The organism is Streptomyces sp. NPDC026672 (genome assembly GCF_040638185.1).
Taxonomy (GTDB): Bacteria; Actinomycetota; Actinomycetes; order Streptomycetales; family Streptomycetaceae; genus Streptomyces.
The window spans coordinates 165,460-189,420 of record NZ_JBEZXS010000008.1 but is presented as its reverse complement, the minus strand read 5'-3'; the positions used below and the strand labels follow the sequence as shown (position 1 = coordinate 189,420).

At 75.7% G+C, this 23,961-nt stretch carries 20 protein-coding genes; 12 read left to right on the top strand and 8 right to left on the bottom strand.

Features of this window, described 5'->3' with window-relative positions; all coding sequences use genetic code 11:
- Positions 1–52: 52 nt before the first annotated feature.
- Complete coding sequence (gene ppk2, locus AB0F77_RS12150) at positions 53–856, bottom strand: polyphosphate kinase 2 (RefSeq protein ID WP_361945585.1); 804 nt, start codon at positions 854–856, stop codon at positions 53–55.
- A gap of 49 nt (positions 857–905) precedes the next feature.
- Between ppk2 and AB0F77_RS12145 the strand changes: the two genes are divergently transcribed.
- The 4 genes from AB0F77_RS12145 (at position 906) to AB0F77_RS12130 (ending at position 7,353) form a co-directional block, all read left to right on the top strand.
- Positions 906–3,287, top strand: coding sequence for a phosphoketolase family protein (locus tag AB0F77_RS12145; RefSeq protein ID WP_361945582.1), 2,382 nt, complete (start codon positions 906–908; stop codon positions 3,285–3,287).
- Between the two features lie 110 nt (positions 3,288–3,397).
- On the top strand, positions 3,398–6,091 hold the full coding sequence (locus AB0F77_RS12140; RefSeq protein ID WP_361945579.1) for a GNAT family N-acetyltransferase: 2,694 nt from the start codon (positions 3,398–3,400) through the stop codon (positions 6,089–6,091).
- A 13-nt stretch (positions 6,092–6,104) separates the two neighbouring features.
- Positions 6,105–6,839: a CBS domain-containing protein gene (locus AB0F77_RS12135; RefSeq protein ID WP_361945577.1), complete on the top strand. Its 735-nt coding sequence runs from the start codon at positions 6,105–6,107 to the stop codon at positions 6,837–6,839.
- Between the two features lie 16 nt (positions 6,840–6,855).
- Positions 6,856–7,353: a flavodoxin domain-containing protein gene (locus AB0F77_RS12130; protein WP_361945574.1), complete on the top strand. Its 498-nt coding sequence runs from the start codon at positions 6,856–6,858 to the stop codon at positions 7,351–7,353.
- A 7-nt stretch (positions 7,354–7,360) separates the two neighbouring features.
- Here the strand turns inward: AB0F77_RS12130 and AB0F77_RS12125 are convergent, their stop codons facing one another.
- The 4 genes from AB0F77_RS12125 to AB0F77_RS12110 all read right to left on the bottom strand — a co-directional run bounded on the left by AB0F77_RS12125 (position 7,361) and on the right by AB0F77_RS12110 (position 11,356).
- A complete protein-coding gene (locus AB0F77_RS12125) occupies positions 7,361–7,984 on the bottom strand; it encodes a universal stress protein (RefSeq protein WP_361945571.1) in 624 nt (207 codons plus the stop codon).
- A 119-nt stretch (positions 7,985–8,103) separates the two neighbouring features.
- A complete protein-coding gene (locus AB0F77_RS12120) occupies positions 8,104–9,408 on the bottom strand; it encodes a phosphoribosyltransferase family protein (RefSeq protein ID WP_361945568.1) in 1,305 nt (434 codons plus the stop codon).
- 803 nt (positions 9,409–10,211) lie between these two features.
- Positions 10,212–10,787 carry a hypothetical protein gene (locus AB0F77_RS12115; RefSeq protein ID WP_361945565.1) on the bottom strand — a complete coding sequence of 192 codons (576 nt, stop codon included), beginning with the start codon at positions 10,785–10,787 and terminating at the stop codon, positions 10,212–10,214.
- 185 nt (positions 10,788–10,972) lie between these two features.
- Complete coding sequence (locus AB0F77_RS12110) at positions 10,973–11,356, bottom strand: STAS domain-containing protein (RefSeq protein ID WP_361945562.1); 384 nt, start codon at positions 11,354–11,356, stop codon at positions 10,973–10,975.
- Between the two features lie 252 nt (positions 11,357–11,608).
- Between AB0F77_RS12110 and AB0F77_RS12105 the strand changes: the two genes are divergently transcribed.
- The 4 genes from AB0F77_RS12105 to AB0F77_RS12090 all read left to right on the top strand — a co-directional run bounded on the left by AB0F77_RS12105 (position 11,609) and on the right by AB0F77_RS12090 (position 15,194).
- Positions 11,609–12,676 carry a zinc-dependent alcohol dehydrogenase family protein gene (locus tag AB0F77_RS12105; protein WP_361945559.1) on the top strand — a complete coding sequence of 356 codons (1,068 nt, stop codon included), beginning with the start codon at positions 11,609–11,611 and terminating at the stop codon, positions 12,674–12,676.
- A 38-nt stretch (positions 12,677–12,714) separates the two neighbouring features.
- Positions 12,715–13,398, top strand: a complete 684-nt coding sequence (locus AB0F77_RS12100) for a pyridoxamine 5'-phosphate oxidase family protein (protein ID WP_361945556.1) — start codon at positions 12,715–12,717, stop codon at positions 13,396–13,398.
- Between the two features lie 133 nt (positions 13,399–13,531).
- Positions 13,532–13,978, top strand: coding sequence for a pyridoxamine 5'-phosphate oxidase family protein (locus AB0F77_RS12095; RefSeq protein ID WP_361945553.1), 447 nt, complete (start codon positions 13,532–13,534; stop codon positions 13,976–13,978).
- A gap of 409 nt (positions 13,979–14,387) precedes the next feature.
- Entirely contained in the window at positions 14,388–15,194 is an 807-nt protein-coding gene (locus AB0F77_RS12090) for a universal stress protein (RefSeq protein WP_361945550.1), read from the top strand.
- Positions 15,195–15,211: 17 nt separating this feature from the next.
- Here the strand turns inward: AB0F77_RS12090 and AB0F77_RS12085 are convergent, their stop codons facing one another.
- The 3 genes from AB0F77_RS12085 to ppdK all read right to left on the bottom strand — a co-directional run bounded on the left by AB0F77_RS12085 (position 15,212) and on the right by ppdK (position 19,085).
- A complete protein-coding gene (locus AB0F77_RS12085) occupies positions 15,212–15,664 on the bottom strand; it encodes a pyridoxamine 5'-phosphate oxidase family protein (RefSeq protein WP_361945547.1) in 453 nt (150 codons plus the stop codon).
- Positions 15,665–15,958: 294 nt separating this feature from the next.
- Positions 15,959–16,336 (bottom strand): hypothetical protein, encoded by a 378-nt coding sequence (locus tag AB0F77_RS12080; RefSeq protein ID WP_361945544.1) that lies wholly within the window; start codon positions 16,334–16,336, stop codon positions 15,959–15,961.
- A 25-nt stretch (positions 16,337–16,361) separates the two neighbouring features.
- A complete protein-coding gene (gene ppdK, locus AB0F77_RS12075) occupies positions 16,362–19,085 on the bottom strand; it encodes a pyruvate, phosphate dikinase (protein WP_361945541.1) in 2,724 nt (907 codons plus the stop codon).
- A gap of 313 nt (positions 19,086–19,398) precedes the next feature.
- Here ppdK and AB0F77_RS12070 point away from each other — a divergent pair, with 313 nt between their 5' ends.
- The 4 genes from AB0F77_RS12070 (at position 19,399) to AB0F77_RS12055 (ending at position 23,839) form a co-directional block, all read left to right on the top strand.
- Entirely contained in the window at positions 19,399–21,144 is a 1,746-nt protein-coding gene (locus tag AB0F77_RS12070) for a GAF domain-containing protein (protein ID WP_361945538.1), read from the top strand.
- 302 nt (positions 21,145–21,446) lie between these two features.
- Complete coding sequence (locus AB0F77_RS12065; protein WP_361945853.1) at positions 21,447–22,148, top strand: CBS domain-containing protein; 702 nt, start codon at positions 21,447–21,449, stop codon at positions 22,146–22,148.
- Between the two features lie 41 nt (positions 22,149–22,189).
- Complete coding sequence (locus AB0F77_RS12060; RefSeq protein WP_361945535.1) at positions 22,190–22,792, top strand: hypothetical protein; 603 nt, start codon at positions 22,190–22,192, stop codon at positions 22,790–22,792.
- A 189-nt stretch (positions 22,793–22,981) separates the two neighbouring features.
- On the top strand, positions 22,982–23,839 hold the full coding sequence (locus AB0F77_RS12055; RefSeq protein WP_361945533.1) for a universal stress protein: 858 nt from the start codon (positions 22,982–22,984) through the stop codon (positions 23,837–23,839).
- Positions 23,840–23,961: the final 122 nt, after the last annotated feature.

The following is a 23,961-nucleotide window of genomic DNA, read 5'->3' as shown; positions in this document are numbered from 1 at the left end:
AGCCGGCGGCACCCGGCGGCGCGGCCGCCCCGCAGGAGCCGGGGCGACCGGCTCACAGGTGAGCCGCATGGTCCGGGACGTAGGTCTGGAGGTCGCGCGGCGGACGCTCGTAGCCCGTCGACGGCGGCCGGTGCGGCAGCTCCAGGACGGGCGGCGGCACCTCGTGGTAGGGCACCGAGGACAGCAGGTGCGCGATCATGTTCAGCCGGGCCCGGCGCTTGTCGTCGCTCTCCACCACGAACCAGGGCGACTCCGACACGTCCGTGTGGACCAGCATCTCGTCCTTCGCCCGGGAGTACGCCTCCCAGCGCGTGATCGACTCCAGGTCCATCGGCGACAGCTTCCAGCGCCGCAGCGGATCGTCGAGCCGGCGCCTGAACCGCTCCTGCTGCTCGGTGTCGCTCACCGAGAACCAGTACTTGCGCAGCAGGATGCCGTCCTCCACCAGCATCCGCTCGAAGATCGGGCACTGGCGCAGGAACCGCTGGTGCTCCTCCTTCGTGCAGAACCCCATCACCTGCTCGACCCCGGCCCGGTTGTACCAGGACCGGTCGAACAGCACGATCTCCCCGGCCGCCGGCAGATGCTCCACGTACCGCTGGAAGTACCACTGCGTGCGCTCGCGCTCGGTGGGCTTCGGCAGCGCCGCGATCCGCGCCACCCGAGGGTTCAGATGCTCGGCGACCCGCTTGATCGTGCCGCCCTTGCCGGCCGCGTCCCGGCCCTCGAAGACCACCACGAGACGGGCGCCCGTCGATCGCACCCACTCCTGGAGCCTCACCAACTCCGCCTGGAGCCTCAGCAGTTCCCGCTCGTACACCTTGCGCGACAAGGTCGCCGCCCGCTTGTCGGCCATGCCGCCTCCACCGTCCGATGACCCCACGCCGATGACCTCCGGAGCCACCATGCCCACCGTCGAACACCAGGACGCCACGGTACTTTCCGACGACGAACTGCGCACCCTGGACGCCCACTGGCGCGCCGCCAACTACCTCGCCGCCGGACAGATCTACCTGATGGCCAACCCCCTGCTCACCGAACCCCTGCGGCCCGAGCACATCAAACCGCGGCTGCTCGGGCACTGGGGCACCTCGCCCGGCCTCAACCTCGTGTACACCCACCTCAACCGGGTGATCAAGGCGCGCGGCCTGGACGCCCTGTGCGTGTGGGGGCCCGGCCACGGCGGGCCGTCCGTGGTCGCCAACTCCTGGCTCGAGGGCAGCTACAGCGAGACCTACCCCGACGTGTCCCGGGACGCGGCGGGCATGGCCAGGCTCTTCCGGCAGTTCTCGTTCCCCGGCGGCGTGCCCAGCCACGTGGCGCCCGAGACACCCGGCTCGATCCACGAGGGCGGCGAACTCGGCTACTCCCTCGCCCACGCGTACGGCGCCGCCCTCGACAACCCCGACCTGGTCGTCGCCTGCGTCATCGGCGACGGCGAGGCCGAGACCGGCCCGCTCGCCGCGTCCTGGCACTCCAACAAGTTCCTCGACCCCGTGCACGACGGGGCCGTCCTGCCCATCCTCCACCTCAACGGCTACAAGATCGCCAACCCGACGGTGCTCGCCCGGCTGCCGGAGCACGAACTCGACGCCCTGCTGCGCGGATACGGCCACGAGCCCCTGCACGTCACCGGCGACGACCCGGTCCAGGTGCACCACGCCCTCGCCCGCGCCCTCGACGAGGCGCTCGACCGGATCGCCCTGATGCAGCGCAGCGCCCGCGAGGACGGCGTCACCGAACGCGTCCACTGGCCGGTCGTCGTGCTGCGCACCCCCAAGGGCTGGACCGGCCCCGCCGAGGTCGACGGTCTGCCCGTCGAGGGCACCTGGCGCGCCCACCAGGTGCCGCTCGCCGGCGTGCGCGACAACCCCGAGCACCTGCGCCAGCTGGAGGAGTGGCTGCGCTCGTACCGCCCCGAGGAACTGTTCCACGAGGACGGGCGGCCGGTCGCCGACGTCCTCGCCTGCATCCCCTACGGCGCCAAGCGGCTCGGCGCCACCCCGTACGCCAACGGCGGCCTGCTCTCCCGCGAACTGCCCGTGCCGCCGCTCGACGACCACGCCGTCCCGGTCGACAAGCCCGGCACCACCCTCCACGAACCCACCCGCGTCCTGGGCGGGCTGATCGAGCAGATCATGAAGGACACCGCCGGCCGGCGGGACTTCCGGGTGGTCGGCCCCGACGAGACCGCCTCCAACCGCCTCCAGGCCGTCTTCGACGCCAGCGGCAAGGCGTGGCAGGCGGGGACCCTGCCCGTGGACGAACACCTCGACCGGCACGGCCGGGTCATGGAGATCCTCTCCGAACACCTCTGCCAGGGCTGGCTGGAGGGCTATCTGCTCACCGGCCGGCACGGACTGTTCTCCTGCTACGAGGCGTTCGTGCACATCGTCGACTCCATGGTCAACCAGCACATCAAATGGCTCAGGACCTCCCGCGAGCTGCCCTGGCGGGCCCCCATCGCCTCCCTCAACTACCTGCTCACCTCGCACGTGTGGCGCCAGGACCACAACGGCTTCTCCCACCAGGACCCCGGCTTCGTCGACCACGTCCTCAACAAGAGCCCCGAGGTCGTGCGCGTCTATCTGCCGCCGGACGCCAACACCCTGCTCTCCGTCGCCGACCACGCCCTGCGCAGCCGCGACTACGTCAACGTGATCGTCGCCGGCAAACAGCCCTGCTTCGACTGGCTGTCCATGGACCAGGCCCGCGCCCACTGCGCGCGCGGCGCAGGGATCTGGGAGTGGGCCGGCACCGAGAACGGCGGCGAACCGGACGTCGTCCTCGCCTGCGCAGGCGACGTCCCCACCCAGGAGGTGCTGGCCGCAGCCCAGTTGCTCCGCCGCCACCTGCCGCAGCTCGCGGTGCGCGTCGTCAACGTCGTCGACATGACCCGGCTGCTGCCCCGCGAGGAACACCCGCACGGCATGACCGACTTCGAGTACGACGGCCTCTTCACCCAGGACAAACCCGTCGTCTTCGCCTACCACGGCTACCCCTGGCTGATCCACCGCCTCGCCTACCGCCGCGCCGGGCACCGCAACCTGCACGTGCGCGGCTACAAGGAGTCCGGGACCACGACCACCCCGTTCGACATGGTCGTCCGCAACGACCTCGACCGCTACCGGCTGGTCATGGACGTCATCGACCGCGTGCCCGGACTCGCGGTGCGCGCCGCCGCCGTACGCCAGCAGATGGCCGACGCCCGCACCCGCCACCACGCCTGGATCCGCGCCCACGGCACCGACCTGCCCGAGGTCGCGGAGTGGAGTTGGAACGCCTGACCCCCGGTCCGGGGGCCGTCCGGCCCCCGGACCGCCCCCGGCCGGCCCCTGCGCGAGCGGCCCCGGAAGACGGACGATCGGGGTGTGAACAGGCATGGAGGAGAAGCGAGATGACGGACCGCACGCTCGACCGCCCCCCGGTCCACGCCCTGCTCGCCGACGGCACCACCGTCGGCATCCGCCCCGTACGGCCCGGTGACCACGACCGACTGGAGGGCCTGTACGAGGAGATGTCCCCGGAGAACCTCCGCCTCCGGTTCTTCTCCGCCAACCGCCGCTCCGCCGCCCTCGCCGCCGACCGCGCCTGCGACCCCGGCCGCCCGGGCCACCGCGCCCTGCTCGCCGAGACCCTGGGACGGGTCGTCGGCGTCGCCGAGTACGACACCGGCGGCGCCGAGGACAGCGCAGAGGTCTCCCTCGCCGTCGCCGACGCCCTGCACCACCGGGGCGTCGGCACCCTCCTCGTCGAACACCTCGTCTCCGCCGCCCGCGCCGACGGCATCACCACCTTCACCGCCGACGCGCTCAGCGAGAACCACGAGGTGCTGCGGCTGTTCGCCGACCTCGCCCTGCCCACCTCCCGCAGCTTCGAGGGCCCCGAGGTCCGCTGCGTCATCCACCTCGACGAGGACGACACCTACCTGTCCGCCGTGGAGGCCCGCGGCCGGGCCGCCGACGTGGCCAGCCTCCACCCGCTGCTGTGCCCCGACGTCGTCGCCGTCGTCGGCGTCGGCCGCACACCCGGCTCCGTCGGCCGCGCCGTCCTGCGCCAACTGCGCGGCGGCGGCTTCCCCCGCCTCCTGTTCGCGGTCGACCCCGCGGCCGGCTCCGTGTCCGGCGTGCCCACGTACCCGTCGGTCGCCGCGCTCCCCGAGGTGCCCGACCTCGCCGTGGTCGCCGTGCCCGCCGCCGCCGTCCCGGCCGTCGCCGAGGAGTGCGGCAGGGCCGGCGTACGCGCCCTCGTCGTGGTCAGCTCCGGCCTCGACGGAGTCCGGGCGAAGGCCCTGCTGACCGCCTGCCGCACCCACGGCATGCGCCTCGTCGGCCCCGAGTCCCTCGGCGTCGTCCACACCGACCCCGCGGCCCGACTCGACGCGACCTACGCCGCCGGCCGCCCGGCCGCCGGCACCGCGGGCGTCGCCGTCCAGTCCGGCGGCATCGGCGTCGCCCTGCTCGACGGACTGACCCGGCTCGGCATCGGCGTCTCCTCCTTCGTCTCCCTCGGGGACAAGTACGACGTCAGCGGCAACGACATGCTCCAGTGGTGGGAGAGCGACGGCCGCACCGACCTCGCCCTGCTGCACCTGGAGTCCTTCGGCAACCCGCGCGCCTTCTCCCGCACCGCCCGCCGCGTCACCCGCCGCATGCCCGTCCTCACCGTCGACGCGGGCCGCACCGACGCCGGCCGCCGCGCCGCCGCCGCGCACACCGCGGCCGGCGCCACCCCCACCATGACCCGCCGCGCCCTGTTCACCCAGGCCGGCATCACCGCCACCGACTCGGTCGGCGAACTCCTCGGGACCGCCGCCCTGCTGCGCTCCCAGCCGCTGCCGGACGGCACCCGCGTCGCCGTCGTCACCAACGCGGGCGGTGCGGGCGTCCTCACCGCCGACGCCTGCGCCGAGGCCGGCCTCACCCTCCCCGAGCTCACCCCCGCCACCGCCGCCGCCCTCGGCGCCGTACTGCCCGCCGGGGCGCGCACCGCCAACCCCGTCGACACCACCGCCGCCGTGACCGAGGAGCAACTGACCGACTGCGTCGACCTGCTGGTGCGCCACCCCGGGATCGACGCGGTGCTCGTCGCCCTCGTCCCCACGGCCGTCTCCGCCGCCACCGGCGACGACCTCCTGCGGGCCGTCACCGCCGGGCCCGGCCGCCGGGAGCACCCGCTCGCCGTCGTCCGGCTCGAACAGGACGTGCCCGTACGGCTGCTGCCCGACGCCGACGGGGGACACGTCCCCTCCTACGCCGAACCCCAGGCCGCCGCCCGCGCGTTGGCGCACGCCGCACACCGCGCCGCCTGGCTCGCCCGCCCCGCCGGCCGCACACCGGAACTCGACCTCGTCGACAGCGCCCGCGCACACGCCGTGGTCGACGCCCACCTCGCCCGACACCCCGAGGGCGGCTGGCTCGACCCGCGCACCTGCGCCGACCTCCTCGCCTGCTACGGCATCCCCCAACTCCCGTGGGCCTGGGCCGAGTCCGAGGACGACGCGGTGCGCGCCGCCGGACGGCTGCGGGGCAGCGACGGCCGGGTGGCGCTCCAGGCCCACTGGCCGGGCCTGGTGCGCAGGGGCGAGCGGGACGCGGTCCGGCTCGACCTGCGCGGCGACGCCCAGGTGCGCACCGCGTACCGCGAACTCGCCGCGGGCTTCGGCGACCTGATGACCGGGGTGGTCGTCCGGCCGCTCGCCGCGCGCGGCACCGAACTGTACGCGGGCGTCGTCCAGGACGAGGTCTTCGGACCGCTCGTCCTGTTCGGCCAGGGCGGCACGGCCGCCCAGGTGCTCGCCGACCACGCCGCCCGCCTCGCCCCGCTCACCGACCACGACGTCCACGACCTCATCACCTCCCCGCGCTGCGCACCCCTCCTCCTCGGCGCCGGGTCCGGCGGCCCCGCCGACCTGGAGGGCCTGGCCCAGCTCCTGCTGCGGCTGTCCCGCATGGCGGCCGACCTGCCGCAGCTCGCCGAGGCCGACTTCAACCCCGTCCTCGCCACCCCCGACACCGTGACCGTGGTCGACGCCCGCGTACGTCTGCTGCCGCGCCGGCCCCAGGACCCCCATCTGCGCCGACTCCGCTGAGGAGGAAACGGACATGAAGTACGACAAGGTCGGCTCCGTGATGACCACGGACGTCGTCAGCGCCCGCCCCGGGACCCCGTTCAAGGAGGTCGCCCGCAGGCTCGCGGACCACCACATCAGCGGGCTGCCCGTGATCGACGAGGACGACAAGGTCGTCGGCGTCGTCTCCGAGACGGACCTGATGGCCCATCAGGCCGCCGCCCCCGACCCCTACGCACCGCGCCGGCACCTGCCGCGGCCCGTCCGCTGGACGGCCGCCGCGCGCCGGCGGGCCGCCAAGGCGCGGGCCCGCACCGCGGGCGAGCTGATGAGCGAACCGCCCGTGACCGTGCACGCCGACGACACCATCGTGCGGGCCGCGCGGACCATGGCCCAGCGACGCGTCGAGCGGCTGCCCGTGCTCGACGAGGAGGACCGGCTCGTCGGCATCGTCACCCGCCGCGACCTGCTCAGCGTCTTCCTGAGGCCCGACCGGCAGATCCGCGAGGAGGTCGTCGACGAGGTCCTCGTGCGCACCCTGTGGCTGGTGCCGCGCACCGTCGACGTCTCCGTGTCCGAAGGCGTCGTCACCCTCACCGGGCAGGTGGAACGGCTCAGCGACAAGGAGATCGCCCTCTCGGCCACCCGGCGGATCGACGGTGTCGTCGACGTGGTCGACCGGCTCACCCACCGGCTCGACGACACCCGCCTGCGCCCCGCGGAGCAGGCCCTGCACGGCGTGGCCGACGACTGGCTGCGCGGACTGTGAGAGGAGGCGAACCGTCATGACCGGCACCGTGTTGGTCACGTACGGGACGACCAACGGATCGACGGCGCGGATCGCGGAGGCGGTCGCCGAGGCGCTGCGCCGGGACGGACTCACCACGGAGGTACGGCCCGCCGCGACCGTGGCACGGGTGACGCCGTACGCCGCCGTCGTGGTCGGCGGGGCGCTCTACCGCGGGCGCTGGCACCGCGACGCGCGCGCCTTCGTCCGCCGCAACCGCCGCGAGCTCGCCCTGCGCCCGGTGTGGTTCTTCAGCAGCGGACCCCTCGACGACTCGGCCTCCAGGCGGGACCTGCCGCCCGTGCGGGGCGTCCGGCGCGACATGGCCCGGCTCGCCGCCCGCGGCCACGCCACCTTCGGCGGCTGCCTGGAGGAGGGTGCCCACGGCCGGACGGCCCGCATGATCCTTCGCTCGGGCCGGGGCGGCGACCACCGGGACTTCGCGGCCGTCGAATCCTGGGCGGACCGGGTCGCCGGTGAACTGACGCGGCCCTAGCGGTCGTTCACTCCGGTACGACGGCGACGGGGCACGGGGACTCCCGCACGACGGTGCGGACCACGTGCCCCCAGCCCGGCGCGGCGCTGCGGTGGCCCACCACGAGCAGCGCTCCGTGGGCGCGGTGGTGCAGCAGCGCCTCGGCCGGCGGGAACAGCAGCACGTCCTCCACGACGTCCACCTCCGGGTACCGGGCGCGCCACGGCCGCAGCACGTCGGCCAGCAGCTGCACCTCCTGGTCCTCCCAGGCCCCCCGGTCCTCCTCCGGTATCCCGAAGGGCAGGTCGGCGGCCTCGGCGGGCAGCGTCCAGGCGTGCACGGCGTGCAGCCGCAGGCCGTGCAGCCGGGCACATCCGAAGGCGAAACCGACGGCGGACCCCACCGGCCGGCGGGCGTCCACGCCGAGCAGGACCTGATCGTTCCTCCGGGTGGGGGAGAAGCCGTCGGGGACGAGGACGACGGGGCGGGGCACGGTCTCGGGCACCGGCCCTCCGGTGTCCGCGACGACCAGCCGCGCCCCGTCCGCGTCGGCCGCCCGCCCCGTGCACAGGGGCAGCCCGCGCAGCACGGCCGCACGCTCGGCCCAGTCCGCCGCCGCGCGTGCCGTGGTGGTCAGGAGCACTCGGTCCATGGCGGGTCCGCCTCTCCGGTCGGGGCAACGCACGTCCGCCGCACCAGCCTGCCGGGCCGCCGCCCGGTCCGCGCAGGGGCCGAACGGCTCCGCCGCACGGGGCGGCCGGCCCGCACGGGTCACGCCGGGTGCAGCGGCTGCGCCCCCGTGTTCATCAGATGCGCGGTGAACCAGTCGCGGGCCAGCGCGGCGGCCGTGGGCAGGGTGCCCGGCTCGGCGAAGAGGTGCCCGGCGCCGGGCACGACCGCGATGCGGTGCTCGCAGTGCATCCAGTCCGCGGCCAGCCGGTTGAGGCTGAGCACCCGGGTGTCCCTGCTGCCCACGACGAACAGCGTCGGCGCGCACACCCGGGCGAGCGCCGCGGGCGAGGCGAGGTCGGGACGCCCGCCCCGGGAGACGACGGCGCCGATCGTGGGGTCGTCCGCCGCCGCCTCCAGCGCCGCGCCCGCCCCGGTGCTCGCGCCGAAGTAGCCCACCGGCAGCTCGGTCTCGCCGCGCAGCCACGCCGCCGCGCACCCGAGCCGCCGGGCCAGCAGCACGATGTCGAACACGTTGTGCCGGTCGCGTTCCTCGTCCTCGGTGAGCAGGTCGAGCAGCAGGGTCGCGAACCCGGCGCGGTTGAGCACGGCGGCGACGTACCGGTTGCGCGGGCTGTGCCGGCCGCTGCCGCTGCCGTGCGCGAACGCCACCACGGCGCGCGCCCGCTCCGGCACCACGAACCGGGCCGCCAGGGTGACGCGGCCGGCCGGCACCTCGATCTCCCGGTTGGGCGGCGCGGGCGGGCGCACGGGCCGTGCGGCCCGGCCGAGCAGCGCCGTGACCTCGTCGTCGGTGGTCTGCGCGAAGTCGTGGTACCAGGCGCCGACCGAGCCGAAGGCGCGCGCCGGCTCCAGGCACACGACCTCGTCGGCCGGCCCCTCCAGCTGGGCGAGGGTCCGCTCGGGCCCGACCGGCACGGCCAGGACGATCCGGGCCGCGCCCCGGTCCCGCACCACCCGGCAGGCCGCCGCGGCGGTGGCGCCGGTGGCCAGGCCGTCGTCCACGAGCACGGCCGTCCGCCCCGCGAGGGGGACGGGGGCGCGGCCCGCGCGATAGCGGTCCAGGCGCCGCTCCAGTTCGGCGCGCTCGGACCGCTCGACCGCGGTCAGGTCGTCCGGGCCGAGCCCGGTGTCCCTGATCACGTCGTCGTTGAGCACCCGGACGCCGTGCTCGCCGATCGCGCCGAAGCCCAGCTCGGGCTGCCAGGGCACGCCCAGCTTGCGCACGACCAGCACGTCCAGCGGCGCGTCGAGCGCCCGCGCCACCTCATAGGCCACCGGGATCCCGCCGCGCGGCAGGCCAAGCACCACCACGTCGCCGCCCCGCAGCCGCTCCAGTCGCCGGGCCAGACGGCGCCCGGCGTCCGTACGGTCGTCGAACCGCATCCCGCACCTCCTCGGACCGCCCCTTCCATTGCAACGCGCCGACCCCAACTCGGCACCGCCGAATCCAGCCGGTTCCCTCCGGGGGTGGGACGGGGGCGGGGTGGTTCCCGCCGGGGCGAAGTGGGCCGATGGGTTGGTTTCCGGCGGGGGTGGGGTGGACGGACGGGGTGGTTTCCGGTGGGGGCGGGGACGGACAGGGCGGCTCCCGCTGGGGGGCGGGCCTGCGGAGCGATTCCTGCTGGGGGTGGGGCGGGCGGCCAGGGGCCGTTCTCGCCGGGGGTGGAGTGGACGGGGGGCGGTTCCCGGCGGGGGGAGTGGACGGGCCGGGGGCTCCCGCTGGTGGTGGGGTGGGTTGGCGGGGCGATTCCTGCTGGGGGTGGAGTGGACGGGCGGGGCGGTTCCTGCTGGGGGTGGAGTGGACGGGCGGGGCGGTTCCCGGCGGGGGAGTGGACGGGCCGGGGGGCTCCCGCTGGTGGTGGGGTGGGTTGGCGGGGCGATTCCTGCCGGGGGCGGGGCGGACGGGCGGGGCGGTTCCCGCCGCAGGCGAAGTGGACCGGCGGGGCGGTTTCGGCTGGGGGCGGAGTGGACGGGCGGGGTGGTTTCCGCTGGGGCGGAGCGGACCGACGAGGTAGTTCCCGCTGGTGGTGGGGCGGATGGACAGGTGGGTTCCCGGCGGGGGCGGGTGGGTCGGCGGCGGGACTTCCGTCGCGGGTGGAGTCGGCCGGCAGGGGACCGTGGCAGTTCGTCCGGGGCTCGTGTCGGCCTGCCCCCCCGGCGGCCCTGCCGGCTTACCCGGGGCCGTGTCAGCCTGTCCGGTGGTTCCAGTGCGGGTCCACCAGGGCCCACTCGTGGTCCCATGCCGTGAGGCGGTGTCGGTCGAGTCGCCACAGGGCCGTCGCTCCGGCGCCCAGGGCCAGGCCCGCGAAGGCGCAGGCGGCGGCCGCGCCGAGGGTGGCCGCCTCCACGGCCGCCTCCCGGCCGGTGGTCGGCGGGGGCGTGAGGCGGCCCCGGCCGTCCTGCCAGGTGTCGACCCGGTCGCCGGCCCGCAGGCCGGTGCCGACCGCCGTCAGGCCGCTGCGGGGCGTGCCGTCGGGCCCGGTCCACCGGACGGTCGCCCGTACCTTGCCGGCCGCGCCCCACACCGGGGTGCCGGTGGCGTCCGTGACGAGCACCGCCCGCACGGGTCGCCGTTCGGCGCGCTGTTCGGCGAGGACACCGGCGGCGGCCGACGCCGTCACCGCTCCCGCGAGCGCGCCGCCCACCACGACGACCGCCCACACCACCAGTACGAGCCACGCCTCGATCACGTCGTCGCGCCGCCGCAGCGGATTGCTCCGCCACCGCCACAGCAGGTCCCTCGTGTTCCCGCGGGAGCGCATCCGCGCACCTCCTCGTCGTGGTCCGTCCGTACCAGGGTGGCGTCGGCGCACGGCCGGGGGCAGGGGCCCACAGGCCGCCACCGAGGGGCCGCCCGGCACCCACGCTCCGCCCGCCCGGGGGCCGTTCGGCCGTTCCGCGGCGGACCGCGACAGGAGAGGGCCGGACCGGGGCGGGTGGGACCGGGTCAGAGGGGTGGGAGCGGGGGCGTTGCCGAAAGGGGGCCCGCGGGCACGGTCGGGCACAGTTCGAAGACGTTCGCCAGGCCCGCTGCCCGCAGCACCCGGCGGAACATGCCGCTGTCGGTCACCAGGCGCAGTCGGCCGCCGCGCTCCAGCACCCGGTTGCGCACCCGGCACAGCACCCCGAGACCGGCGCAGTCGATGAACTCCACCGGCCGCAGATCGAGTACCAGGTCGGGCCGGGGGCCGGCGGTCAGCGCGTCGAGCCGGGCCGCGAGCGGGGTCGCCGTCAGCAGGTCGATCTCGCCGCGCAGGGTCACGACGGTCGTCCCGTCGACGGTGCGCCCCGTCGTCGGACGCGTGGCCGGCCTCGTGTGCGTGTCGGTCATACGACGAGGAAAACCGCGCGGACGGGCCGTGCGGAAGGGCCGGTCGGTCCAAGTTTCGGCACGGGCCGGCGCAGCGGCGCCGCCCGGAAGGCCCCGCACGGGCGTTCCAGGGGGCCGACCGGCCCATGCGGAACCCGCCACCACGGAACAAGCTGGACTCACAGGGCGAAACACCCCATCCGAACCGGCACACCATCCGAACCAGCGGCACACCGTCCGAACCAGGAGCACGACGAGAAGGCGAGGAACACCATGAAGGGCTTGGTCTTCCACGGGCCCGGGCAGTCCGCCTGGGAGGACGTCCCGGACCCCGCGCTCAAGGAACCCACCGACGCCGTCGTCAGGGTCGACACCGTCACCATCTGCGGCACCGACCTGCACATCCTCAAGGGTGACGTGCCCGAGGTACGGCCCGGCACGGTGCTCGGCCACGAGGCCGTGGGAGAGGTCGTAGAGGTCGGCAGCGAGGTGCGCACCGTACGCCCCGGCGACCGGGTCCTCGTCTCCTGCATCACCGCCTGCGGCCGCTGCCGCTACTGCCGCGAGGCCGCCTACGGCCAGTGCCGCGGCGGCGGTGGCTGGATCCTCGGCCACCTGATCGACGGCACCCAGGCCGAGTACGTCCGCGTCCCGTACGCCGACCTCTCCGTGCACCCCCTGCCCGGCACCCTCGCCGCACAGGACGCCGTGTTGCTCGCGGACATCTTCCCGACCTCCTACGAGGTGGGCGTGCTCAACGGCCGGGTGCGCCCCGGCGACACCGTCGCCGTCGTCGGCGCCGGCCCCGTCGGCCTCGCCGCGATCGCCACGGCACGTCTGTTCGCGCCCGAGCGGATCATCGCGATCGACCTCGCCCCCTCCCGCCTCGAGGCGGCCCGCCGGTTCGGCGCCGACGCCGTCGCCGACGCCCGCGAGGCGCCCCGCCAACTGGTCGACGACCTCACCGACGGCCTCGGCGCGGACGTCGCCATCGAGGCCGTGGGGGTGCCCGAGACCTTCGAGCTGTGCACCCGGCTGGTCCGCCCCGGCGGCCACGTCGCCAACGTCGGCGTCCACGGCAGGCCCGCGACCCTGCACCTCGAAGACCTGTGGATCAGGAACCTCACCATCACGACCGGCCTGGTCGACACCCGCACCACGCCCACGCTGCTGCGCATGGCGGCCGCGGGCAGGCTGCCGACCGGGCGGATGGTCACGCACACCTTCCCGCTGGGGAGCATGGAGGAGGCGTACGACGTCTTCTCCCGGGCCGCCGAGACCGGCGCGCTCAAGGTGGTCCTCGGCGAGGAGCGCCACGACGTGCTCGCACGGACCGGCTGACGCGGGACGCGTGCGGGCGAGACCGACCGACGAAGGAGGTGACGGCCGTGGCCGAGCCGACACGGGCCAACGCGGTCGCCGGGGCGCCACTGGGCGACCTGGGCCGGCGCCTGGCCACCCGGCGCGCACAGCTCGGTCTGACCGTGCCGGAGACGGCCGCGCGGGCCGGCATGGCGGCCAGCTATCTGCGCTATCTGGAGGAGCATCCCGGCGCGGCGCCCGGCACCGGCCCGCTGATGCGGCTGGCCGAGGTCCTGGAGACCAGCCTGACGGAGCTGACCGGCGGCACGACCGATCTGCCGCCGGGCCCCGGGCGGGCCGGGCACGACCCCGAGTTCACGGAGCTCGGCCCCGCCGAGTGCCGCTCCCTGCTGTCCACCCACGGGGTGGGCCGGCTCGCGGTGCCCACGGACTCGGGGCCGGTGATCGTGCCGGTCAACTACGACGTCGTGGACGGCGCGATCGTCTTCCGGACCGCCCCGGGCGCCACGCCCGCGCTCGCGGAGGGCGCGCCCGTCGCCTTCGAGGCGGACCGGATCGACGACGCGTTCAGCCGCGGCTGGAGCGTGCTGGTGCGGGGGCCCGCCCGCACCGTCACCGATCCCGACGAGGCGGACCGGCTCGCCGAGCGGGCGTACAGCACCCCGTGGGCCGGCGGTGGCCGCACGCTCTGGGTGCGCGTCGAGCCGAGGTCCGTCACCGGACGCCGGATCACGGTCTGACACACGGTCACGGCCGCAGTCGGGCCCTTCGCCCGTGCGGCCGGGACCGATGGCCCCTCGCCGCCCGCCCGGGCCCGCCGGAGGATGAACGGACGTACTTCCGCTGTGGACCAGGTGAGAGACGAGACGGCTGATGTATCCCAACGACGGATTCCGCGAACTCGACCGGCAGGAGTGTCTGCGGCTGCTGGCGAAGGCGGCCGTCGGCCGCATCGTCCACACGCGTCAGGCCCTGCCCGCCGTCCTCCCGGTCACCTTCGCCCTGGACGACGACGGCACGGTCCTGCTGCGGACCTCCGCCGCCTCGGAGCTGGTGCGGGCCATCGACGGGTCGGTGGTCGCGTTCGAGGCCGACCAGGTCGACGTGGTCCGCCAGTCCGGCTGGAGCGTGGTGGTCACGGGGGCGGCGGCGGTGGTCACCGACGCCGCCGAACACGCCCGCCTGGTGCGCACCGGCCCGCGCTCCTGGGTCCCCGCGCCCCAGGAGGTCTTCGTCCGCATCGCCCCGGAACTGGTCACCGGCCGCGAACTGGCCACCGACCGCGCCCCCCGCACCACGGCCACCGACCTCCCCTCCTGAACGACGTCCCCTCCGGGGCGAAGGCACCGCCTCCCGAAGGGCGGGCACCGCCTCTCGGCCGCGTGCCGTGCCCCGCGGAACCCGGGCCTCGCCCCCGAAGGACGGCGGGCTCCGCCTCCGGGGGTTCGGGCTCTCCTCCGGGGGCTCCGGAGCGCGGGCCCCGTCCCCCCGGCGCCGCCTCCGGCGCGCGGGTCCGCCCGGTCGGGCCGGGCCCGGCCTCCCGAGGCGCGGCCCCTGTCTCCCCTCCGATGCGCGGGGCTCGTTCGGGACGGTGCGGCGGGGATGCCGAACGGACGTGTCAGGAGGGGCCGTTCGGCACGGGGACGGGTTCGCACGGCTCCTGCCCGGGGGCCCGGCGGGCGGTCAGCATCGTCCCCGTGGATCACCGGGACAGAAGGGAGGCCGGGTCATGACCGACCGTCGGGTGGCCGTCGGAGTGGACGGTTCGCCGATCTCCGTGCGCGCCCTGGACTGGGCCGCGCAGGAGGCCGTACGACGGGAGGCCCGGCTGAGCGTGGTGTACGCCGTTCCCGACCGCGACGAGGCCGTTCCGGTCCTCGGCGCCGCCCTCTCCCGGGCGCGCGCCCGGCACCCGGGGCTCGCACTGGAGGCGGTGGCCGTGGAGAGCGGTGCCGTACGGGCCCTGGTGCGGGCCGGCGAGTCGGCCGCCCTGACCGTCGTGGGCACCCGGGGCTTCGGCGGACTCGCGGGACGGCTGCTCGGCTCGGTCAGCCTCGGCCTCGCCGCCCGCGCCCGGGGCCCGCTCGCGATCGTCCGCGGCGACGGCCCGCCGCCCGGCCGGTCCGGCGCGCTCTCGGCGCCGCCCGGCCCCGTCCTGCTCGGCCTGACCGCCGCCACGGCGACGGTGACCTGCGCCTACGCCTTCCAGGACGCCGAGCGGCGCGGCACCGCCCTGCGCGTCCTGCACGCCGTCGACCCCGGCACGGAGCGGACCCGAGCGGACGGGACGCGCGCGGACGCGCCGACGCGCTCCGCGCTGGACCGCATCCGGGACCTGTACCCCGCGGTCGACCTGGAGGGCGGCACGGTCCCCGGCACCCCGGCGCGCGCGCTGCTCGACGCGAGCCGGGCGGCGGCCGTCGTGGTCGTCGGCGCCCACCACCGGCCGGACGGCCCGCGCCGGTGCCCGGGTCCCGTCGTCCGCGCCCTGCTGCGCCGCGCGCACTGCCCGGTCGTCGTGGTGCCCTCCGCGTGACGCGCGGCCCGTCGGCGTCAGTCCCCGCCCGGCCGGTCCCCGACCGCGGCCAGCCGGACCCCGGTGACCAGGTCGGGGTGGATGCGCACGGCGTACTCCATGCTGTGCTCGTGCACCCACGGATGCACCAGCCGCTGGATACGGGTCAGCTCCTCGGGATCGGTCACCAGACGGGCGTACCCCGTCACGACCACGCTCCAGCCGAGGTGCGTCTCCGGGTCGATGGCGTCGGCCTCGTAGGCCACCACCACCCCCGTGCCGTCGCCCTGCCGGGCGTGGGAGGTCAGCGCCGCGCCCTCGTGGGTGCGGATGACGATGTCGCCCTCGTCCAGGACGTGGTTGACCGGGCGGATGGTGGGCAGGGCGTGCCGGGTGAAGACGATCCTCCCCAGCGACACGCTGCCGAGCAGCCGCAGCGCCTCGACACGGTCGAGGTCGATGCTGCGGGGCGGGGCGTCGTTGCGGGTCATGGCGGGTATCCGTACGGGTCCGTGGCGCGCTCTTCTCTGTGGTCCGGAAACGTCGGTTCGTGTCCGGAAGCGGCCGAGACGGCCACAGTCTGATCATTCGACCGTGCCCGGAGCCCGCACGCTAGGGCCGTTCGGCCCTGGAGCCCCGTCCGGACGGGTCCTCCGGCGCGGCCCGCCCATGGACGGAGCGACACCGCGGGGGATCGGTGCCGCTCCTACGACCCAGTGTCCACCTCCGCCCCCGTCCCCTCCAGTGCCGAACGGACCCGTCAGCGTGCCGGACGGACCAGGGACTCAGGTCCTGGGCCCGGTGGCGTCCCGCCACGGCGGGAGCGAGGACGGGCGGCGCGGGGCGGTGGTGTGGTGGGCCACCCGCTCGGCCTGGGCGCGCAGCCGGTCCGCGAGCCGGTCGGCCAGCTCCCGCGCCGTGGCCTCCGTGGCGTGCACCAGGACCGCGGTCTTCCCGACCCGGATCTCCGCGCCCCCCGACCACGGCGCCCCGGCGTGGTGCGCCGCCGCCCGCGCGATCCGCACCTCGCCGCTGACCGCCGGCAACCCGGGCCGCGCGAAGGCCGCCTCGACCTTGGCACGGACGTACGCGAGGTCCTCCGCGCACACGTCCCCGACGGCCCGCACCCGAACGGCGCCGCCGGACGACTCGTCAACTGTCATGTGGTGAACTCCTTGTGACGGTCCGTCAGTCATGAGAGGCAGAAGGGTACGTCCTCACGCTCACCGCGTGTCGGAGGTCCCCCCCGCGCGGCAGTGCCGCCCGCCCCGCCTCCAGCCGGGCGACCGGGACACGGAAGGGCGAGCAGGACACGTAGTCGAGCCCCGCGTCGTGGAAGAAGCGGACCGACTCCGGGTCGCCGCCGTGCTCGCCGCAGACGCCGATCGTCAGGCCGGGCCGGGCCGCCCGCCCCTCCTCGACGGCGATCCGCACCAGCCGCCCGACGCCGTCCCGGTCGATCGTCTCGAACGGCGACACCGAGAACACGCCCTGGTCGAGATACGCGGAGAAGAACTCGGCCTCCACGTCGTCGCGGGAGAAACCCCACGTCGTCTGCGTCAGGTCGTTCGTGCCGAACGAGAAGAACTCCGCCTCCCCGGCGATCCGCCCCGCGGTCAGCGCGGCCCGCGGCAGCTCGATCATCGTGCCGACCGGGCAGCGCACGGGCACCCCGGTCTCCGCGGACACCTCGGCCAGCACCCGCTCGACCTCCTCCCGCTCGATGCGCAGCTCCTCCACGGCACCGACCAGCGGCACCATGATCTCGGCCCGGGGCGTCCCCCCGGCCCGGACGCGCTCCACGACCGCCTCGGCGACCGCCCGCACCTGCATCGCCACCAGCCCCGGCACCACCAGCCCGAGCCGCACGCCCCGCAGCCCGAGCATCGGGTTCTCCTCGTGCATCCGCCCGACCGCGTCCAGCAGTTCGACGTCGCGCTGCTCGGGCCGTCGCCCCGCGGCCTCCGCGGAGGCGACCCGGACGGCCAGCGCGGTACGGTCCGGCAGGAACTCGTGCAGCGGCGGATCCAGCAGCCGGATCGTCACCGGCAGGCCGTCCATCGCCGCCAGGATGCCCGTGAAGTCCCGCCGCTGGAGCGGCAGCAGGGCCGCCAGCGCCCGGTCGCGCTCCCCGTCCGTCCGGGCCAGGATCATCGCCTCGACCAGCCGGCGCCGCTCCCCGAGGAACATGTGCTCGGTCCGGCACAGCCCGATGCCCTGCGCGCCGAACCGCCGCGCACGGGCCGCGTCCTCGGGCGTGTCGGCGTTGGCCCGCACCTCCAGCCGGCGCACCTCGTCCGCCTGGTGCAGCGAACGGGCCACCGCGCTCACGATCCCGTCCGACTGCTCCCCGGTCTCCAGGTGCCGCATGACCGCCGACGCCACCAGCGGCACCGCGCCCGGGTACACCGCGCCCGCCGACCCGTCCACGGAGACCACCGTGCCCTCCTCGACGACCGTGCCGCCGCGCGCGGTGAAGCGCCGGGCACCGGTGTCGACGGCCAGCTCCTCCGCGCCGCACACACAGACCTTGCCCATGCCGCGGGCGACCACGGCCGCGTGACTGGTCTTGCCGCCCCGGCTGGTCAGCACGGCCCGCGCGGCGACCATGCCCGGCAGGTCGTCCGGGGTCGTCTCCTGCCGCACCAGGACCACGTCCGTGCCGGCCGCGGCCCGCCGCACGGCCTCGGCCGGGTCGAAGACCACCGCGCCGACGGCGGCGCCCGGCGAGGCCGGCACGCCCCGGGCCAGCGGCTCACCGGTCGCCGCAGTGTCGAAGCGCGGGAACATCAGCCGCGCGAGCCCTTCGCCGCCCACCCGGGCCAGCCCCTCCTCCGGCGCGATCAGCCCCTCCTCGACCAGCTCGGCGGCGATCGCGAACGCCGCCTCGGCGGTCCGCTTGCCGACCCTGGTCTGGAGCATCCACAGCGTGCCCCGCTCGATGGTGAACTCGATGTCGCACAGGTCCCGGTAGTGCCGCTCCAGGGTGTGCGCGTGGTCGCGCAGCGCCCGGTACGAGGGCGGGTCGAGCCGGGCCAGCTCGGCGAGCGGCACGGTGTTGCGGACACCGGCGACGACGTCCTCGCCCTGCGCGTTCGCCAGGTAGTCGCCGTACAGACCGGGCCGCCCGGTCGCCGGGTCGCGGGTGAAGGCGACCCCGCTGCCGGAGTCCGGGCCCAGGTTGCCGAACACCATGCGCTGCACGGTGACGGCGGTGCCGAGGTCGTCCGGGATGCGCTCACGGCGCCGGTAGAGCCGGGCCCGCTCGCCGTTCCAGGAGCGGAACACGGCGAGGACCGCGAGCCGCAGCTGCTCGGCGGGGGACTGCGGGAACTCGCGGCCGGTCTCCTCCCGGATCACGCGCTTGTACGTCTCCACCAGTGCGCGCAGGTCGGCCGCCGCCAGATCGACGTCGTCCCGGACGTCCCGCTCCGCCTTCAGCAGGGACAGCGCCTCCTCGAAGCGGGCGGCGTCGACCCCGAGAACCGTGCTGCCGAACATCTGGACGAGACGGCGGTAGGAGTCCCAGGCGAAGCGCTCGTTCCCGGACACCTCGGCGAGCGCGCGCACGGACCCGTCGTGGAGCCCGACGTCCAGGACCGTCTCCATCATCCCCGGCATGGAGAACCGGGCGCCGGAGCGCACGGACAGCAGCAGCGGATCGCCGTCCCCGCCCAGCCGCCGCCCCGCGGCGGTCTCCAGCGCCGACAGGTGCCGGGACACCTCGTCCGTCATCCCGTCCGGTTCCGCGCCGGTCGCCAGGAAGGCCCGGCACGCCTCGGTGGTGACGGTGAACCCCGGCGGCACCGGCAGCCCCAGCCGGGCCATCTCGGCGAGGTTCGCACCCTTGCCGCCCAGCAGGTCCGCCATCTCCCGGCCGCCGTCCGCGAAGTCGTACACCCAACGACCCATCACGCCGCCCTCCTCGGTACGGACTTCCGGTACGCCACCAGCGTCCCCCCGGGGCCCGCCGCCCGCGCAGATGCCGTACGACCCCGGCACCCGGCCGCCCGGCCCCCGCGCACCCTCCCCACACCCAGAATCGGCCCCTCCGGGCGCCCCCGCCCGGCGAGCGCCCGGTACCGTGCCGCACCCCGGTTCCGACCCCGTCGTACCGGTGGGTCCGCCCGATCCGGTACCGTCCGTTCGCGCCTCCCACTACCGTGACAGGTGGGCGGCGCGGTCGGCGTCCGCGCGTTGGTTGAGGGGACCTGGAGGAACGCACGTGGGAAGCCCTGAGGAGGCCCGCGTTCGGCTGCCCCAGCTGAGGCTGGACGACCTGCTGGAGGAGTTGCAGGCCCGGCTGGACGCGGCTCGCGGCACCCGTGACCGGGTGCACAGCCTGCTGGAGGCCGTCCTGTCCGTCGGGCGGGAGCTGGACCTGGAGCAGGCACTGCGCAGCATCGTGGAGGCCGCCGCGGTCCTCGTCGACGCGGAGTACGCGGCGCTCGGTGTCATCGGCCCCGACGGCAAACGCCTGTCGGCCTTCCACACCGTCGGCGTCCCCGAGGAGGAGATCCGGAAGATCGGCCCCTTCCCCGAGGGCCACGGCATCCTCGGCGAGCTGATCCGGCACCCCGAACCGCTGCGCCTCGCCAAGATTTCCGACCATCCGTCGTCGTACGGCTTCCCGCCCCACCATCCGCCGATGAACACCTTCCTCGGTGTGCCCATCCGCGTGCGCGACCAGGTCTTCGGCAACCTCTACCTCACCGAGAAGCGCGGCGGCGCCCAGTTCGACGAGGAGGACGTCTCCGTCACCCTCACCCTCGCCGTCGCCGCCGGTGTCGCCATCGACAACGCCCGTCTCTACGCCGAGTCCCGCACCCGCGAGCGCTGGCTGCGCGCCAACGCCGAGATCACCCACAGTCTGATGTCCGGCGCCGGCCGCGCCGAGGTGCTCGGCCTGATCGCCGAGAGCGCCCGGGAGATCACCGGCGCCGCCCTCACCGTCGTCGCCATGCCCATGGAGGACACCGGCTCCCTCTCCGTCGAACTCGCCCTCGGCGAGCAGGCCGAGAGCCTGCGCGGCCTGGTGCTGCCCGTCGACGGCAGCCTGATCGGCGAGGCGTTCTCCGGCGGCGCCGCGGTCACCAGCACCGACGTCACCCGCGACGAGCGCTTCCCCGACGTGCCGGCCCGCTTCACCGGACTCGGCCCCGGCGTGGCCGTGCCCATCGGCACCGGCGAGGGCGGCGTGCGCGGTGTGGTGCTCCTCGTGCGCGAGGCGGGCCGGATGGCGTTCACCGACAAGGAGACCGAACCCCTCCAGGTCTTCTCCGCGCAGGCCGCCATCGCCATGGAGCTCGCCGAGCGGCGCAGCGACGCCGAGGAGATCGCGGTGCTCAAGGACCGCGACCGCATCGCCCGCGACCTGCACGACCTCGCGATCCAGCGGCTGTTCGCCACCGGGATGACCCTCCAGAGCGCCGGCCGCTTCATCGAGCACGCGGAGGCGTCCGAGCGGGTCCTGCGCGCCGTGGACGACCTCGACGAGACCATCAAGATCATCAGGTCGACCATCTTCGGCCTGCGGGCCCGTGAGGGCGGCGCCGGCAGCGGACTGCGCGCCCGTGTCGTGCGCGTGGCGGGGGAGGCGGCCTCCGTGCTCGGATTCGCCCCCAGCGTCCGCATGGAGGGCCTGCTCGACACCGACGTGCCCCGCGAGATCGGCGACAACGTGGTGGCGGTGCTCTCCGAGGCGCTGACCAACGTCGCCCGGCACGCCCGCGCCAAGCGCGCGGACGTCGTCCTGACCACGGACGGCCGGGAACTGCGCCTGTCGGTCACCGACGACGGCGTGGGCATCCCGGCCGAGGGCCGCCGCAGCGGCCTGCGCAACATGGCCGAGCGCGCCCAGCAGCTCGGCGGCGACCTGGAGCGCGGCACCCCCGACGGCGGCGGCACCGCACTGCTGTGGCGGGTCCCGGTCCGCCCCCGGGCCGACGACACCACGGACCCGGAGGCGTAGCGCCCCGGGCACCGTGCCCCGCCCGAGCACGTCCGCCACGGGGGCGGCCCTCCGCCCCGCCACCCGGGGACGCCTCCGGGCGGGAGCCCGGACAGCCGCGGCCCGGCCCGGTCGGGCGCGGATCGCCGGACTGCCCCGCGACCCCGCTGCTTCCGGCCCGGTTCGGGCACGGGGCAGCGTACGGCGGAGCCTCCAGCGCCGCACGGCGGACCGCCGGGGCCGTTCGGCCCATGCGATCAGCGCGTTCCTGACCGACGCTGGAGATGTCGTACACGGACATCCGAGCGCGCCTGGAGGTCGCCATGGAGGGCACGCGCCACGTCGTGAGCGATGTGATGACCCGCACCGTCGTCGCCCTGGGCGCCGGGGCCTCCTTCAAGGACATCGTGCGCACCATGCGCGAGTGGAGCGTCAGCGCCCTGCCGGTGCTCGACGGCGCGGAACGGGTCGTCGGCATCGTCTCCGAGGCCGATCTGCTGCCCAAGGAGGAGTTCCGCGACGGCGACCCCGACCGGTACACCCAACTGCGCCGGCTCGCCGACCTCGCCAAGGCCGGCGCGGTCACCGCCGAGGAGCTGATGACCGCGCCCGCCGTGACGGTGACCGCGGACGCCACCCTCGCCCAGGCCGCCCGCCTCATGGCCGTCCACCGGGTCAAACGGCTGCCGGTGGTCGACGGCGACGGAGTGCTCAAGGGCGTCGTCAGCCGCTCCGACCTGCTCAAGGTGTTCCTGCGGGAGGACGCGGAGATCGCCGAGGAGGTGCGGCGCGAGGTCGTGGCACGGCTGTTCACCGCGCCGGACGAACGCGTCGAGGCCGTGGTGCGCGACGGTGTGGTGACCCTGACCGGCCGCGTCCGCGACACCGCGCTCGGGCCCGTCGCCGTACGGCTGGCGCGGACCGTCGAGGGCGTGGTCGACGTGGAGCTGGCGCTCGGCGGACCACCGCGCCGCCCCGACCTCGACCCCGACCTGCCGGACGACGAAGGAGCCCGGTCCGCCTGAACGCCCGGCGGCCGGGCAGGCCAGGGAAGGAGGCGTCCGTCATGGCGAGAGCACGTCGTACGAACAACCGCCGGTACCGGTTCTGGCGATGGCGGCGCAACCCGCTGCGGCGGCGCTGCGACATCGTCGAGGGCTGGCTGCTCGTGATCACGTGGACCCTGACCGTGCTCGCCGGGGTGCTCGTGGGCACGGCGGCGGCCGGCACCGTGGACCGCGCGCTGGAGACCCGCCGCGCCCAGGTGCACGAGGTGTCGGCCGTCCTCACCGGGGACGCGTCCCGCACGGCGTCCGGCCCGACCGGCTACGACGACGGCCGGGTCTGGGCGAGCGTCCGCTGGACCGCCCCGGACGGCACGGTCCGCACGGGCCAGGCGAAGGTGTCTCCCGGCACCGCCGAGGGCACCCGGGTCACGGTGTGGACCAACAACGCCCACCGCATCGTCACCCCGCCCCTCACCCCGCGGGAGTCCGCGCTCCAGGCCGCCCTGACCGGGGCGTTCGTGGCGCCCGCCGCCGCGGCCGCCGTCTGGGCGGCCGGCCGTCTGGTCCGCGGCCGGCTCATCCGGCGCTGCCTCGCCGAGTGGGACGAGGAGTGGAAGCGTGTCGGCCCCCAGTGGCGCAACCTCAGCGGCGGCCGGGGCTGACCCGGCGGTCCCGCGCGGCACACGGCGGAGCGTGCCGCCGCGCGGGACCGTCCGCCCGCGAGGGGCCCCTTTGCCGGGGAGGGCCGGTCGTCCCCGTGCCGGGGCCGGACCGGCCCTCGTGACGGGACCGGCACGGTGCCACGCTGGAGGGGGAACCACCGAACAGCCCGACGAAAGGCGGTGGGAGCGATGACACTCCCCCTGGTCGTGGGCGTCGACGGATCGGACGCGAGCCTGCGGGCGGTCGACTGGGCGGTGGACGAGGCCGCCCGCCACGGACTGCCCCTGCGGCTGGTGCACGCCTCCCTGTGGGAACGCTACGAGACCGGCGTCCCCACGGACAGCCTCGACCGCCCCTCCGAACGCGTCATGGCCGAGCACGTCGTGGCCTCCGCGGCCGAACGCGCCCACAGACGCGAACCCGCCGTACCGGTGTCCACCGGCATCGTCCCCGAGGAGGCCGCCGACGCCCTCCTGCGCGAGGGCGACGAGGCCACCGCCGTGGTGACCGGCTCGCGCGGCCGCGGCGGACTCAAGGAACTCCTCCTCGGCTCGGTCGGACTGGCGGTCGCCGCCCGCGCCCGCTGCCCCGTGATCGTGGTCCGCGGCGATCCGCAGGCCCTCGCCGGCTCCCACGAACGGGTCCTGCTCGGCGCCGGCGACCCGGACACCTGCCGGGAGGCCGTACGGTTCGCCTTCCGCGAGGCCGCCGCCCGCAAGAGCGTCCTCGACGCCGTGCGCGCCTGGCGCCACCCCGCCCACGAGGGCGCCGCCGAACCCGCCGTCCGCCCCGAGGAACGCGCCTCCGCCGAACTCGACACCCTGCTGCGGGAGGCCATGGCCGACCACCCGGGCGTCCGGGTGCGCCGCACCACGGTCGAGGGCACGCCCCGCCGGGTCCTGCTGCGCCGCTCGGCCGCCGCGGACCTCGTGGTCGTCGGCGCCCGCCGCCGCGACGGCCGCTTCGGACTCCAGCTCGGCCGGATCGCCCACACCCTGCTCCACCACGCCGACTGCCCCGTGGCCGTCGTCCCCGAACCGGTCTGACCCCGTCCCGCGCGGGCCGACACGGTGAGATCACCACGTCCCCCGGCGTGGACCGCGCCGCCCGGCCCGCGCACCGGGTCACACTGCTGCGACACGGCGCCGAGACCGAAGGGGGACCGCCA